Raw genomic sequence first — 15266 nt, 5'->3', positions numbered from 1 at the left:
GATTGTTAAATTTTTAGGTCAGTATTAGTAGAAGTTAACAAAATAATTTTGAGGAAGCAAGTAGAAGTAATTGTGTTTTAAAGTAAAGAAGTAAATATTTATTTAATTTAAATGCTTTGTTTTTAAGGTAGTTAAGAGGGTTTTTAAGCCTATTGTAATTGAATTATAAAAAGATGTGATTAATTGTAGAAATTACAATAAATATCAAACAATTTTGTGTCTTACTCGTATATAGTTAGTATATTATTTAAAAGAATCTATCAAATTTATACATATAATATGAAGCCAATCAAATTAGGATCAATACAGCTTATGCCAATTGCTCAATTAGGCATATTATTAACAATAGTATTATTAGGTGTTTGGGCGGTTGTGAAAACGCTTTTAATGTCTAAAGGAATAGATATTCCACAGCGTTATTATGTGTATGTGCCTGTACTGATATTTTCTAGTGTTTGGCCTTTTATGATTAGTCGAGGAATTGAAGAAAACCCGGAATTTGAGCCGGAAAATAAATAGTTATTCAACATAACAATACCAGAAAAGGTGATACATCATTAAGTGTATCACCTTTTTTTTATTCGTTTTCTTTATAAATCGAAGGTAGTGTGATTTCTTTATATACTACAATCAACCTTAATGCTATAATTAGAGCAATTGGCAACAATTGATAAATACCATCTTTACATTCAAAATGTACTAAAATGATATAAAATCCACCTCCAATAATACTAATTGTAGCATAAATTTCTTTCTGAAAAATTACAGGTATTTCGTTTACTAAAATATCTCTTGATACACCACCGAAAGCCCCTGTAATTACTCCTAAAATAATACAGATGGTATAATTAAAATCAAATGATAACCCTACCTGAACGCCTATCACTGTAAATAAGGCCAGGCCTATAGTATCAAACAATAAAAGCTGAACGCGTAAAATTTCTAATCTATCTTGGAATATCATGGCAAAAACTGCCCCCCCTAGAATAAAATAGATATAGTTGGGATCAGTTATCCAAAATATATCTCTTCCTTCTATAAGGATATCCCTTAACGTTCCTCCTCCCACAGCAGTAACAAAAGCTACTATGAGAACACCAAATGGATCAAGTCGCTTATTCATAGCAACTAGCGCCCCAGAAATTGCCAAGGCAAAAGATCCAATAACACCTATATAGTAAAATATTTCTTCCATGTGCTTAAAAATTTGTGCGCAAATATTAAAAAAAAAATAGTGCACGCAATACTTCTTTAGTGAAAAAATGTAAACAGTTTAAAATCAGTTATAAGGAAAACCCTTGCTCTTCCTTTTGTTCTAGTAATCAGTGTGTTGTGTTAGTAAATTAAAAGCAATTCATCAACTAAATTAGATTAAGATTTTGTGGATAATTTTTCTATTTTTGTAACCTCAAATTTAGAAAGACATCCTGCAATGGCATATATCATATACGATACGGAAACCACAGGTTTACCGAAGAACTTTAATGCACCAATAACAGATCTAGAAAACTGGCCAAGAGTGGTTCAACTCGCTTGGCAGTTACACGACGATCATGGTAAATTAATTAAGGCACAAAACTTAATTGTGAAGCCTGATGGATATACCATACCATTTAATGCAACAAAAGTTCACGGTATTACTACAGATCATGCCATTGAACATGGACACGATTTAAAGGAGGTACTCGAAGAATTTCGTATTGATTTAGCCAAAGCTGATAGACAGATTGGTCATAACCTACAATTTGATATAAATGTAACAGGTGCGGAATTTCTACGTTGCGATCTAGAAAGTGAGATCATGAATGTAGAGGTTATCGATACCATGATTTCTTCTACAGAATTTTGTGCATTACCTGGTGGTAGAGGAGGTAAATTCAAATCTCCTTCACTTACAGAATTACATAATAAATTATTCGGTGTTCCTTTTGCAGATGCTCACGATGCAGCGTACGATGTTGATGCCACAGCAAGATGTTTCTTTGGTTTAATTGAGCATGGTGTTGTTGTTCCAATTCATGATGTTCCTGTAGAAGAGGTTGTTTATGAAGCGCCTGATTTAGATGAAGCCAATTTTGCATCTAAAACACAAGCAACAGAATTAGGTAGAGGAAAGGTTAGTAGAGAGGAGGGTTTAGCACGTTTAAAAGATGTGCAATTTACTCATTTACATACCCATACTCAATTTTCTATCCTTAGAGCTACATGTACAATTGGAGACTTAGTAGCAAAATCTAAAGAGGAAGGTTGCGAAGCTGTATGCCTTACCGATCATGGTAATATGTACACTGCTTATCACTTTGTTCGTGATGTTTTAAAAGCAGAATTAAAGCCAATAATAGGTTTAGAATTTTACATTGTAAAAGAGCATAAAAAGAGAAAGTTTACTAGAGACGATCCAGACAGAAGATCTTCTCAGGTACTTATCGCAAAAAATAAAGCGGGCTACCATAACCTTGCAAAATTATCCTCTCAAGGCTTTATTGATGGGGCATATACAGACAGAGATGGTACATATGCACGAATTGATAAAGAACTTCTTTTAGAATATAAAGGTGATTTAATCGCAACAACTGGCGGTTTACAAAGTCCTGTAAATAACCTTATTCTTAATGTGGGTGAAGAACAGGCGGAACAGGAATTTGTTTGGTGGTTAGAAAATTTCCAAGATGATTTTTACATAGAACTTTGTAGACATGGTTTAGAAGAAGAAGACCATGTAAACGAGGTTTTATTACGTTTTGCAGAGAAATATGATGTGAAGTATTTTGCAGCAAACAACGTATACTATATAGATGAAGCAGGTTCTGATGCACACGATATCTTATTGTGTGTAAAAGATGGCGAAAAGAAATCGACACCAATTGGGAGAGGTAGAGGGTTTCGTTTTGGTTTCCCAAATAATCAGTTCTATTTCAAAACAGGTGATGAAATGAAAGAGCTGTTCTACGATTTACCAGACGCAATAGAATGTACTCAAGAAATTGTAGATAAAATAGAGCCGTATAAGTTACAACGTGATGTACTTTTACCTGCTTTCGATATCCCTGAAGAGTTTATTGACCCAGAAGATGAAAAAGATGGCGGCAAAAGAGGTGAAAACGCTTTCTTAAAACACCTAACGTATGTTGGGGCAGAAAAAAGGTACGGCACAATTACAGAAGATATTAAAGAACGTCTAGATTTTGAATTGGCAACGATTCAAAATACAGGATACCCTGGTTATTTCTTAATTGTACAAGATTTTACAACAGAAGCTAGAAATATGGGTGTTTCTGTTGGGCCTGGTCGTGGTTCTGCGGCAGGTTCTGCAGTTGCTTATGCTATTGGTATTACCAATGTAGACCCTATTAAATATGATTTGCTATTTGAGAGATTCCTTAACCCAGACCGTGTATCTCTTCCCGATATTGATATTGACTTTGATGATGAAGGTCGACAAAAGATCATTAACTGGGTAGTTGATAAATACGGTTTCAACCAAGTATCTCATATTATCACTTACGGTACAATGGCGGCAAAATCGTCTATCAAAGATACTGCAAGGGTTATGGATTTACCTTTAAGTGATTCTGATCGTTTGGCAAAACTTGTTCCTGATATGAAGCTGAAAAAGCTTTTTGGAATGAGCGATCAACAACTAGAAGATAAACTGAACTCTGAACAAATGGAAATGGCCAACCAGCTAAAAGCTGTAGCCGAAGAACATAGTTTAGAAGGGCAAGTGTTAAATACGGCAAGAGTATTAGAAGGTTCAATTCGTAATACGGGTATTCATGCCTGTGGTATTATTATCACACCAGATGATATTACGAAGTTTATTCCTGTAACTACCGCAAAAGATGCAGATCTTCTTGTTACTCAGTTTGATAACTCAGTTGTTGAGAATGCAGGAATGCTAAAAATGGACTTCTTAGGATTGAGAACTTTATCAATCATAAAAGATGCCATTAAACTAATTAAATTAAGACATGGAATACAAATCGACCCAGATGATATTCCATTAGATGATAGAAAGACATACGAACTGTATCAACGTGGAGAGACCAACGGTACTTTCCAGTTTGAATCAGCAGGTATGCAAAAGCACCTAAGAGCACTAAAGCCCGATGTTTTTGGTGATTTGATTGCCATGAACGCCCTGTATAGACCAGGTCCTTTGGAATACATCCCTAACTTTATCGCCCGTAAACATGGTGATGAAGAGATTGTATATGATATTCCAAAAATGGATGAATACCTTGCAGAAACGTATGGTATTACGGTTTATCAAGAACAGGTAATGCTCTTGTCACAATCTTTGGCAGGGTTTACAAAAGGTGAAGCAGATATGTTGCGTAAGGCAATGGGTAAGAAAATATTTGCCTTGCTAGAACAACTAAAACCTAAGTTTATTGAAGGAGGAACTGGCAATGGACACGATCAGAAAGCACTTGAAAAAGTATGGACTGACTGGGAAGCCTTTGCTGCATATGCATTTAACAAGTCTCACTCGACCTGTTACTCTGTTGTTGCCTTCCACACAGGTTATTTAAAAGCCAATTACCCTGCAGAATACATGGCTTCTGTACTTACTCATAATATGAACGATATCAAAAAGGTAACGTTCTTTATGGAGGAGTGTAGCAGAATGGGGATACCTGTTTTAGGGCCAGATGTAAATGAATCGGAGTATAAATTCTCTGTAAACGCAGAAGGTGCAATTCGATTTGGATTAGGGGCTGTAAAAGGAATTGGTACAGGACCAATTAATGCAATTATTGAAGGACGCCAAGAGAAACCTTATGAATCTATCTTCGATTTTGTTGAACGTGTCAACTTAAAAGCTGTTAACCGTAAGGTGATGGAAAGTTTAGCTTACGCAGGTTCTTTTGATAATTATGAGTTTCATAGAGCACAATATTTTCATATTCCTGAAGGGGAGAAATATTCTGGAATTGACCTTATCCTACGTTATGGAAATAGAGTTCAAGCTGATAAGCTATCTGCACAAGCTTCTTTATTTGGTAGTTCTACAGGCGGATCTGTTCCTCCTCCAAAATTACCCGAATTAGAACAGTGGTCTAAATTAGTAGAGCTTAGGTTCGAGAAAGAAGTTGTAGGTTTCTTTATTTCAGGACATCCATTAGATATGTACAGAATGGAATTAGATAACTTCTGTATTCCTGTAAAAAATATTGACTTACATAAACAACAAGAAATTAAAGTGGGGGGTATGATTACCGAAGCTAAAATTCTTGAAAGTAAAAACGGTAATAAGTTTGGTATCCTTACTTTAGAAGATTACGAACAGACCACCCAAATGGCAATGTTTGGTGAGAACTTTAATCTAAATAAACACTTTTTAAACGAGGGTGATTTTGTTTGTATTTTAGGTCAAGTAAAAGAAAATTATAGAACGCCAGGTCTTTGGGAGTTGAGTCCTAAAAAGATAATGCCATTGTCTTCAGTAAAAGATCATTTTTGTAAAGGGATAGATTTATCAATAGATGTTATGGCCTTAACAGATGATACTATTATGGAATTAGTTTCTATAGTTTCTGAACATCAAGGTACTAGAGAGATGTCGTTAGAGGTAATTTCTAGAGAGGATAATATGGTAGTTAATTTATTCTCAAGATCTTACAAAGTTGACCCGTCTACCGAGTTACTAAATGAGTTAGATCAGTTGGAAGGGATAGAATACAGAGTATTTTAGGTTATTGTTTACATTCATTTTGAAAAAAATAGTGGTGATTTTCATTATTATTCATTTGAAAATATTATTGAAATACCATTTTAAAGTGTAAATTATAAAAAAATTATATTCTTATTTTAACATAAAAATCAATATATAATTCTGTTTTAATTGGTAATTGTATCTAATACGTTTATTATTTAACTGTATTGCAATGAATTAGAATATGTAAATTATTTGCAAATTGAGTTATATAGATTTATTTTTGTGTCATTAATAATACAAGAATTTATATCTGTTGCAATAATTTTAATAATCATGAGCCAAATAGCAATCGTTGCTGCAGCTGAAGCTGCATTAGACAAATTAACTAAATTGAATAAAAAAGGTGAGTACGATCAACAAGTGAATGACTTGAACTGGGTACTTGCTAGTTTTAAAAATGACGGTAACCCAGAAGGCGTTTATCAAAAAGTTGCTGAAGCACAAACAGTCCTTGCTGCATTAAAAACAAAAAAGCCAAGAAGCGTAGCTAAATCTTTAATGGATACATTAGCAAAAGCATTGGCTTAGTCCAAAAGTTCAAAAAGATTAGAAGGTTACTTTTTTTAGTAGCCTTTTTTTGTGTCCAAAAATTAAGAGGCTATTTCAAATTATAAGCTCTGAATGTTCAATTGCTTAAAATTTTAAAATTATAGATAAGTATTATGGTACACTCTTTTAAAAGTTGTATTTTCATGTAAAATATAATTACCGAATATGAAAAAGATTTTATCTATAATTGCCATCACTGCATCTTTAATGTTTGTAGGATGTTCTACTTCTTCTGATACAGCAGACAATAAAGCATGTTGTAAAGGAAAAACAGAAAGCTGCTGTGTAAACAAAGAAGCATGTGCAACTTGTGAACATTGTAAAAATGGTGATAAAGAAAGCTGTAAAGTAGCTTCTGAAAAAGGAGAGGCCAAAGCGTGCTGTAAAGAAAAAGTAGCCAATGGCGAAAAAGCTTGCTGTAAGAAAGAAGCGTAAGTAGTCTATTTAAAGAGGAGAACTTAATCTACTGTTTTTATTTTTGTGAGACAACTTAAAGAAGGAGATAGAATAAGTGAACTTTGATGGAATACTTTATATAAAGCCAGTTGAAACATAGTTTTAATTAAAGTTTAAAGTGATGCAATCTAAAAATTGTATCACTTTTTTTATCCTACTTTTTATTTCATTTTAGAATATCAACCGATTGAACTATCTTAGTATACTATCTCTTCAAACATTACATTAATGCAAATATTTAAGAAACTACTTTCAATCTTCATTTTACTTTTAATAGGGCAATCTTTATTAGCACAAGAACGTATGTTCGAGTTTCATTCTTACGGTAGAGTGGGAGTCTCATCTTCTCTTTATGAAGATAAAGTGGGTGCTCGGTTAAACTTAACAGGACAGGGAGCTTTAGGCGGTAGATTAGAAGAAAATGATTATATAGAAATGTCTGGTGTTGCTAGGATTGATAAAATCTTTAAAATGACTCCTGATAAACCAAAAATCAAATTTGTACTTACTACACAATCGTTCTCAGGTGACAACACTTTTATTGCAAACAATACAAAGACAAACTTTGTAGAAATGTATCTAGATATTCAAGATACTTTATTTAATGTGCCGTTTCATCTTTGGGTAGGAAGTAAATATTTTAGAGATAAAAATATTGACATAGCTGATTATTTTCAGTTTAATAACTTAACAGGGCAAGGGTTTGGATTAACGGTTGGTAAAACAACAGTTTCATTAATTAAAGCTTTAGTCTCTCAAGATCAGCCGAATAACCCTTATGGTGATTCTAATTATGAAGACGGCAGGCAAAAACACGTTTTGTCGGTTCAGCATGTTGTTGATATAAATGAATACAATAAGCTTAATTTTTTAGGAGAATACCATTTTACAGGCTATGACTCTCTTACAGACCCTCAATTTATTTTAGATAAAGTGAGTGATTATGGTTGGCTTCTAGGTGTAATGCACAGTTATAAAAAAGAGAATTTCTTTAATAATGTTACTTTCAGATATGGAAGTAGAATAGCAAATGGACCTGGAGATGATGGTTGGTCTTCTCGTTCATTTATTAATTTTGGTAATCCGAATAATAAAGGGCAATATGATGGAGCTCGAGGGATTAATATTACGGAGAACTTTGTTTATGATGTTAATAATTATTGGGGTGTGACAGGGTATGCTGTATATAGGTATGCAATGGGAGCAAAAGTACCTGTTTTTATTTCAGAGAATAGACCAAATCAAAAATGGGATTTATCTATTGGTGTTAGACCAATGATTTATCTAATGGATGAAATTCAGTTACTATTAGAGTATAACTTTCAAATTAGAGATTTTGACGAATATACAAATGGTATTGTAGGGGTTGACCCAGGGTTAGGGCAAATGAATAAGTTTACTTTTGCACCAGTGTATGTACCAACAGGTGAACGTTCTGTTATGGCGAGGCCTCAAATTAGATTAGTTTATACCATTGCAGTGTATAATGATGTGGTTAAAGATTATCAACTGTCTCAATATTATGAAGCAGGGAATGCGGGTAATCTAGGGCATTATTTAGGTTTAAAAACCGAATGGTGGTTTTAATCAAAAAGGCTTATTTGATAGATTTCAAATAAGCCTTTTTGTTTTAAGAGCTATGGTTTAAGTAGAATAGACTTTGTACTCATAAAATCTAGAAACTAATAATAAAACAGCAGCTATAATTGCTCCAAATTGCTCACCATCACTTATACTAATATGAGCGGCAGCGGCTAATACAAAATCAAAGAAAAACCCTGCATAGGCCCATTCTTTTAATAGGTTTGATTTACGTGACCATATCGCAATTAAACCCGCAATTTTAGCTATTGCTAAAGGATATATGATATAAGAAGGGTAACCTAAATTAGTAAACACAGAAGCTATTTCTTCATGTTTTACAAAATACATCCCTGCTGACATTAACATCATTACAGATAGTAAACCCGTACTACCATAATAAATTATTTTATTACTTTTTTCCATCTTTATATTGTTTGTCCTACGTTTGGAAGAATTAAATTTTTCCCTTTACTTTTAAAAAGAGCAATAGCTTGTTCATGATCTATTTTTATTGGTGGGAATGTATCAAAATGATAGCCAATAATAGTATCACATTCAATATATTCTGCAGCGATTACTGCATCTTCGTACCCCATTGTGAAATTATCACCAACTGGTAGAATAGCAATATCTAATTTTGGACATGTTTTAGGAATAAGCTGCATATCCATTGTTAAAGCGGTATCACCAGCAATATAGATCGACTCCTTTTCATTCCAGATTACAAAACCTCCTGGGTTACCAGCATATGTTCCATCAGGAAGTACACTAGAATGTATTGCATTTACATATTTAATTGTACCAAAGTCAAAAGTAAATTTACCGCCATGGTTCATTGGGTGTCCTTCAAGCCCTTTTTCACCATAATATGATACAATTTCAAAGTTTGATATAATTGGAGCTTTAGTCCTAGAAGCAATTGCCTCTACATCTACTACATGGTCTTGATGACCGTGAGTGACCAAAATATAATCAACATCAAGCGTATTGATATCGATATCTTTTGCCAATTCGTTGGGAGTAATAAATGGGTCTACCAAAAGGTTTTTACCACCAAACTCTATTAATAGAGAGGCGTGCCCTAAAAATTTAATTTTCATTTTTAAAGAATTAGTTACTTGTTGTAACGAATATAGAAATTCTGAGCGTATAACCCTTTTAAAAAGTAATGCTTTTTTTTATTATTTACCGTGAATGACTATTCATCTAATGTAAGAAGCTTGTAATTTATTAGTATAAAGTCTATTTTTGTGTTTAACTTTTAAAGAAAGAAGTGTTAAATCTAATGTTTTAATTCTTCTCTAAACTAGATTGTCAAAAAATGAAGTTTCTATTTATCTACGATGCGTTAGATTATTCTTTACTATTAACTGTCGAAAAAAGGATACAGCTTAAAAAAGAATTAGATATTACCCTCAACTCAAATAAAGTAAAATTATTGAAAAGTGGGGATCCTGTTATGGTACTTTCAGGAAGCAACAATACAAAAAGGCCGCTATTTGTATCATCAATAGAATTAGATGAAGATGCAATAGAAGAATTATTTTTAAAATACCAATTGGATAAATTCTATGAGGTAAGTGAAGAGGATGAAGTAGAGGTTTAAACAAGTTCTTATTTATAGATACTTGGATTAAATGCTTTTGCTGCTACTGTGACTTTATCTCCAATTGAAAAACTTTCCACTTCGTCTTCATCAAGAATAACTTTTACAAGATGATTACCTATAAATAAGGTGGCTACATGTAAAATGTCGTGTTTCTCTATAGCTAATATTTCTGCAGTAAACTTAAATTTTCCGCTTAAATCTGCAGAAGAGAAAAATTCTTGAGGGGAGGCGACTTTAGTTATTTTCCCATCATCAATTCCAATTATTTGATGTGTTAACTTATAAAGTTCGCCAATATCATGACTAATCATGAAAATAGTAGGTTTTAGTTGTTTGTGTAATTCAATTAGATAAAGTTGCAGTTTCTGCCTCATTTTAGGATCTAAGGCAGAAAGTGGTTCATCTAGTAATAAAACTTTAGGAGACTGTACCATTGCTCTAGCCATTCCAACTCTTTGTTTTTGTCCTCCAGATAATGTTGAAGGATATTGGTCTATCAAATCAGAAAGTTCCATTATCTCAATGAGTTGGTTTATTATAGCTTTATCTGTTCCCTTTTTAAGTGCGTATTTTAAATTCTCATGAACAGTCATGTTTGGGAACAATGCAAAATCTTGAAAAACCATTCCTACTTCTCTTTTCTGAGGAGGTAAATTAATTCCTAAATTAGCATTGAACCAATCTATATCACCTACTTTTATATACCCCGTATCAGGTGTTGATAGCCCTGTAATTAAACGTAGTAGTGTAGTTTTTCCGGCCCCAGAAGGTCCGTATATACCAATAAAATCCCCTTCATTAACTTCAAAATTGATAGCAATAGAAAATCCATCTTTTTTATCTGGGAATGCTTTCTGAATAGCGAATTCTATCATTATTATTTATTTTTTGAAGAAGGAGTTATTAATGAAATAAAGTGAAAATAGGATACAAAAAGAAATTACAAACAAAATTATAGAGTAATTGCCTGCACTTGTATAATCTAACCTTTCTACCTGATCGTATATAGCAATTGATGCGACTCTAGTTTTATTAGAAATATTCCCGCCAATCATTAGAACTACACCAAATTCACCAATTGTATGTGCAAAAGACAATACAATACCTGTTAAAATTGCAGGTTTCATATTCGGTAACAGTACTTTAAAGAGGATATTTAGTTTACTTTTTCCTAAAAGAAGAGCTGCTTCAGATAATTGTTTGGGTAGGCTCTGAAAACCAGCTTGTACAGGTTGAACCATAAACGGTAGACTGTAAATTAAACTACCTACAACTAAACCAGTAAAAGAGAAAATAAGGCGTAAACCAAATGTTTCGTCTAACCATTTTCCAAACATATTATTTGGACTGAATGCGAGGAGTAGATAAAACCCCAAAACTGTGGGAGGTAATACAATTGGTAAACTAACAATACTTTCTAAGATCGCTTTAATATAAGATTTCTGACGCGAAATGAATAATGCTAAAGGAATACCGATAAAAAGCAAACATAGGGTAGTAATGCAAGCTAATTTGAATGTAAGCAGTAAAGGCGACCAATCAATCATATGCGATCATAATTTCATTTGATTTGATACCAAGATATACAGAAGTATCAAGAGATAAATTTAAGACATTTAATTGTTCTGATGTTATTAAGGCTTTTATATTTCCAATAGAAGTAGTAATAATTAAATTAGACATAATTTTACCAGTATCAATAGAAGTTATTTTACCCTCTAATGAGTTTTCAATGCTACTTTTATTTAGAGAATTGATACTTAATATCACTTCAGTGTTTTTAAAAAGTACACTAACAGTGGCATCAATTTTTAATTTTTGATTTGTCTCTTCGTTGTCTAGAACTACAATCTTGAACGTTATTGATGAACAATTTACATAAACCAAAGAGGCAATTCCTTCAGATGTAATTTTTGTAATAGTACCTTTAAATGAATTCACTCAATTATTTATTTAACTTATCAATAATTTTTTGTCCTTTTTTACTTAAAATAAATTGTTCGAATTGTTGTGCAAGTGCAATGTTATTACCTTTTATAGTGACAATACCTTGTTGAATAGGTTGGTATAAACTTTCCTCGACCATAATCCATTTTCCTTTATTTTTTAAGAAATCTGAATTTACAATAAAAAGTGAAGTGAACCCGAAATCAGCAGCCTTTGATAAGATAAATTGATTGGTTTGAGAAATACTTTCCCCTTTTACAATCTTCTGATTTATAGAATTTCCGAATTTATTCTTAATCGTTTCAGCAGCAGCAATTCCATACGGAGCCGTAACAGGGTTTGCAATACAAATATGTTTTACGGCATTACTTTCAAGAATATCTAGAGAGTTAAAAAGGCTGTCTTTTAAACTCCATAATACGAGTTTTCCTTTGGTGTAAATTTTAGGCTTATCGAGTGTTTTATTTTCGTTATAAAGAATTTCAGGATATTTCATATCTGCAGAAATAAAAACATCGAAAGGTGCTCCAGAAATAATTTGAGCACAAAGTTTACCAGAAGAACTTACAATCAATTCACATTCAATATCAGTTTCTTGGGTGAACGCTTCACAAAGCTTTTGACTAACAAATTGCATATTTGATGCAGTTGCTATCTGTAGTTTGTTGCTATTCTCTGTTGTACAGTTAGTTAATAATACTATGAGTATTAAATTGGAAAGTATATATCTCATCTTGTTGTTTAAATAATAATGCAAATTACTTTAAAATGATGAATACTATACAAAATGCTTATTAAATTTTTAATTCCCCCATCGCATAACAATGAATAAATTGAGTGACTTTTATTTTGTATTTAAGACTATCTTTTTAAATAATGATATAAATACGTATCTTAATAAAGTCAAAATACCAATCTGTGTCACTCTCTGTATATGTACTATCAATGTCTCTACCAACAAAATTCTAGTTTCTTCTTTACTTGTTACTTTAAATTTTCTCAGGCACCAATACTCTTAGATGTTTTCTCTAAGTATTTTTCCATTAAGAAAATTAGCGAAGAAGTTTTACCAGAATTACCTTCCAATGTATTTTACTACAACAGGAAGAAACTATATTATACTGATGCTAATAAAAAAAAGCACCGTATTTCTAACTATGATGAATTTTTGAGCGTGTTAGATCAATCTTCAACACTTAATAAAAATTCATTTTCTCCCATAATGAACAAAGGATAACCTTGTTTAATATAGAGCTCTGCATTTTTCATTTTAGAAGAAATGAATCCTTCTCCATATTTTTTAAAATCTTGTGCACCTACAACTAGGAAATCTGTTTGAGGAGTTAAGGTGTCTGGCAACACATGTCCGCCAATTGATACAACTTGCTGCATTGCTTGTTTGCGAGTAAGATGACTTAACCTTCCTGTAAAAACTACATGTTTATTGTAAAATCTATGATTAGGTTGTGGGTTTTTAGGTGCAGTAAATTCATATTGCTTTACTTTTTTTACAGGTCTGCCTGTTCCAAAAGCAGAATAAGTACCATTACTTTTCAACTTTCCTATTTTGGTACCTAGTTTATCCGAAAGCTCATAAAGAGAATTTACAGTATGGTGTTCTTGCATTCTAATTGCAATCAAAGCCGCTGCTTTGGCATCACTTTCAGCATTATGATGATCTAGTTGTATACCAAAATAATCTGATAAAGCATTTAATTTAAAACTATTTAGGTGAGGTAACGCTTTTCGAGACATTACCAAAGAACAGAAATAATCTAAATCAGGAGAAGGCATATGATAAGCAGCCAACGTTTGGCGTAAAACACTTAAATCAAAAGCAGCATTATGAGCAATTAAAGGATACTTTGTAAGTAAAGCATTCAGTTCTTCCCATCGAATATCGAACGTTGGAGAATTACGCGTCATCTCTGGTGTAATTCCGTGAATACCAATATTCATATCAACATAATAATCGGGTAGAGGTTTAATTAAATGATGTTGAGTTTCCACTACTTCATTGTTTTCTACAATAGCAATACCGATTGAACAGGCTGAAGTTCTTTTGGCATTTGCCGTTTCAAAATCAATTGCAATAAAATTACTCATAGCTGTATTTGTTTGATTTGAGAATAAAAAAAGGTGTCCATTTTTAAATGAACACCCTTTGCACGCTAATATAATTAATTATTTTTTAGCGTCAGTTACGATATTGAAAGTATCTCTAGCAATCATCACTTCTTCATCTGTTGGAATTACACAAATTCTAACTTTAGAAGAATCTGTACTGATATCAGCTTCAATGCCCATGACAGCATCATTTTTAGTGTCATCAATCTCGATGCCGAAAACTTCTAATCCGCTACAAATTGCTTTACGAGCAACTTTTGCGTTTTCACCAATTCCACCAGTGAAAATAATGCTATCAACACCACCTAAAGAAGCCATATATGTACCAATGTATTTTTTTACATCGTAATGGAACATGCTTAATGCAAGTTCGGCATCTTTATTTCCTTTTTTAGCTGCTTCAGATACATCTCTGTAATCAGACGAGACTCCAGAAATACCTAGTAAACCAGATTTTTTATTGATAAGATCTGATAGATCAGAAATTTCTAAATGCTCATGATCAGCAATAAAAGGAATTGTACTTGGATCGATAGCACCACAACGCGTACCCATCATTAAACCATCTGTAGGAGAGAAACCCATAGATGTTTCTACAGATTTACCGTCTAAAATGGCCGCTAAAGAACTACCGTTTCCTAAGTGACAAGTTATTATTTTTGATGTTCTATCGTCGCCATAAATTTCTTTGGCACGAAGAGTAACATATTGATGACTAGTACCATGGAAACCATATTTACGCAAGCCATACTTTTTATAGTATTCAATTGGTAATGCATAAACTGCTCTGTTTTCAGGAATAGTATGATGGAAAGCAGTATCGAATACAGCTACCTGAGGAATATTTGGAATTGCAGCTTCAATAGCTTGAATACCTTTAATATTGGCAGGATTATGTAATGGAGCTAACTCAACACAAGATTCTATACCGTGCATTACATCATCATTCACTAAAACACTCTTAGAAAATGACTGTCCACCATGTACAATTCTATGTCCAACAGCAGATAGGTCATCAAGGCTTTGAAGAATATCAAGTTTTTCATCAGTAATAATACTCAATAAAAATTCAATACCTTTTGAATGATTTGGAATATTTAGCCTAATTACTTCTTTCTGGTCTTTGCTATTTTTAACTGTTATTGAAGCGTCTGAAAGTCCTATTTTTTCAACCAACCCTTTACCTATCACTTTTTCAGAAGGCATGTCAATTAATTGGAACTTTATAGAAGAACTTCCAGAGTTAAGTATGAGAATTTTCACAATATTAAA

At 32.7% G+C, this 15266-nt stretch carries 15 protein-coding genes; 6 read left to right on the top strand and 9 right to left on the bottom strand.

The annotated features are described in order from the left end of the window. Positions 1-279: 279 nt before the first annotated feature. The gene (locus KM029_RS04840; protein ID WP_144075638.1) at positions 280-519 is read left to right on the top strand and encodes a hypothetical protein; all 240 of its coding nucleotides are present in this window, start codon (positions 280-282) and stop codon (positions 517-519) included. A gap of 58 nt (positions 520-577) precedes the next feature. On the opposite strand, the gene KM029_RS04835 is transcribed toward KM029_RS04840, so the two are convergent. Beyond that, positions 578-1195, bottom strand: a complete 618-nt coding sequence (locus tag KM029_RS04835; protein WP_184679464.1) for a trimeric intracellular cation channel family protein — start codon at positions 1193-1195, stop codon at positions 578-580. A 237-nt stretch (positions 1196-1432) separates the two neighbouring features. Here KM029_RS04835 and dnaE point away from each other — a divergent pair, with 237 nt between their 5' ends. The 4 genes from dnaE to KM029_RS04815 all read left to right on the top strand — a co-directional run bounded on the left by dnaE (position 1433) and on the right by KM029_RS04815 (position 8314). After that, complete coding sequence (gene dnaE, locus KM029_RS04830) at positions 1433-5698, top strand: DNA polymerase III subunit alpha (protein WP_144075761.1); 4266 nt, start codon at positions 1433-1435, stop codon at positions 5696-5698. 297 nt (positions 5699-5995) lie between these two features. Further along, positions 5996-6250, top strand: coding sequence for a hypothetical protein (locus KM029_RS04825; protein WP_126612554.1), 255 nt, complete (start codon positions 5996-5998; stop codon positions 6248-6250). A 186-nt stretch (positions 6251-6436) separates the two neighbouring features. Then, the gene (locus KM029_RS04820) at positions 6437-6706 is read left to right on the top strand and encodes a hypothetical protein (protein WP_144075637.1); all 270 of its coding nucleotides are present in this window, start codon (positions 6437-6439) and stop codon (positions 6704-6706) included. 249 nt (positions 6707-6955) lie between these two features. After that, on the top strand, positions 6956-8314 hold the full coding sequence (locus KM029_RS04815) for a carbohydrate porin (protein ID WP_144075636.1): 1359 nt from the start codon (positions 6956-6958) through the stop codon (positions 8312-8314). A 57-nt stretch (positions 8315-8371) separates the two neighbouring features. On the opposite strand, the gene KM029_RS04810 is transcribed toward KM029_RS04815, so the two are convergent. Continuing rightward, positions 8372-8734, bottom strand: coding sequence for a DoxX family protein (locus tag KM029_RS04810; RefSeq protein WP_144075635.1), 363 nt, complete (start codon positions 8732-8734; stop codon positions 8372-8374). Positions 8735-8736: 2 nt separating this feature from the next. Next, on the bottom strand, positions 8737-9411 hold the full coding sequence (locus KM029_RS04805) for a metal-dependent hydrolase (protein WP_144075634.1): 675 nt from the start codon (positions 9409-9411) through the stop codon (positions 8737-8739). A gap of 221 nt (positions 9412-9632) precedes the next feature. Between KM029_RS04805 and KM029_RS04800 the strand changes: the two genes are divergently transcribed. Continuing rightward, positions 9633-9917 carry a hypothetical protein gene (locus KM029_RS04800; RefSeq protein WP_144075633.1) on the top strand — a complete coding sequence of 95 codons (285 nt, stop codon included), beginning with the start codon at positions 9633-9635 and terminating at the stop codon, positions 9915-9917. A gap of 8 nt (positions 9918-9925) precedes the next feature. On the opposite strand, the gene KM029_RS04795 is transcribed toward KM029_RS04800, so the two are convergent. The 6 genes from KM029_RS04795 to KM029_RS04770 form a co-directional block, all read right to left on the bottom strand. Further along, positions 9926-10795: a sulfate/molybdate ABC transporter ATP-binding protein gene (locus tag KM029_RS04795; protein ID WP_144075632.1), complete on the bottom strand. Its 870-nt coding sequence runs from the start codon at positions 10793-10795 to the stop codon at positions 9926-9928. A 6-nt stretch (positions 10796-10801) separates the two neighbouring features. Next, entirely contained in the window at positions 10802-11467 is a 666-nt protein-coding gene (gene modB / locus KM029_RS04790) for a molybdate ABC transporter permease subunit (RefSeq protein ID WP_205125468.1), read from the bottom strand. Further along, a complete protein-coding gene (locus tag KM029_RS04785; RefSeq protein WP_144075631.1) occupies positions 11460-11861 on the bottom strand; it encodes a TOBE domain-containing protein in 402 nt (133 codons plus the stop codon). The genes modB and KM029_RS04785 overlap by 8 nt, the downstream gene beginning before the upstream one ends. A gap of 4 nt (positions 11862-11865) precedes the next feature. Then, a complete protein-coding gene (gene modA / locus KM029_RS04780) occupies positions 11866-12600 on the bottom strand; it encodes a molybdate ABC transporter substrate-binding protein (protein WP_144075630.1) in 735 nt (244 codons plus the stop codon). Between the two features lie 449 nt (positions 12601-13049). Further along, complete coding sequence (locus KM029_RS04775; RefSeq protein WP_144075629.1) at positions 13050-13973, bottom strand: exonuclease domain-containing protein; 924 nt, start codon at positions 13971-13973, stop codon at positions 13050-13052. A 78-nt stretch (positions 13974-14051) separates the two neighbouring features. Continuing rightward, positions 14052-15257, bottom strand: a complete 1206-nt coding sequence (locus KM029_RS04770; RefSeq protein WP_144075628.1) for an acetate/propionate family kinase — start codon at positions 15255-15257, stop codon at positions 14052-14054. Positions 15258-15266: the final 9 nt, after the last annotated feature.

The sequence above is a fragment of the Flammeovirga kamogawensis genome, from assembly GCF_018736065.1.
Taxonomy (GTDB): Bacteria; Bacteroidota; Bacteroidia; order Cytophagales; family Flammeovirgaceae; genus Flammeovirga; species Flammeovirga kamogawensis.
Note: the sequence above shows the minus strand (reverse complement) of the source record. Positions and strands in the feature narration are given on the sequence as shown.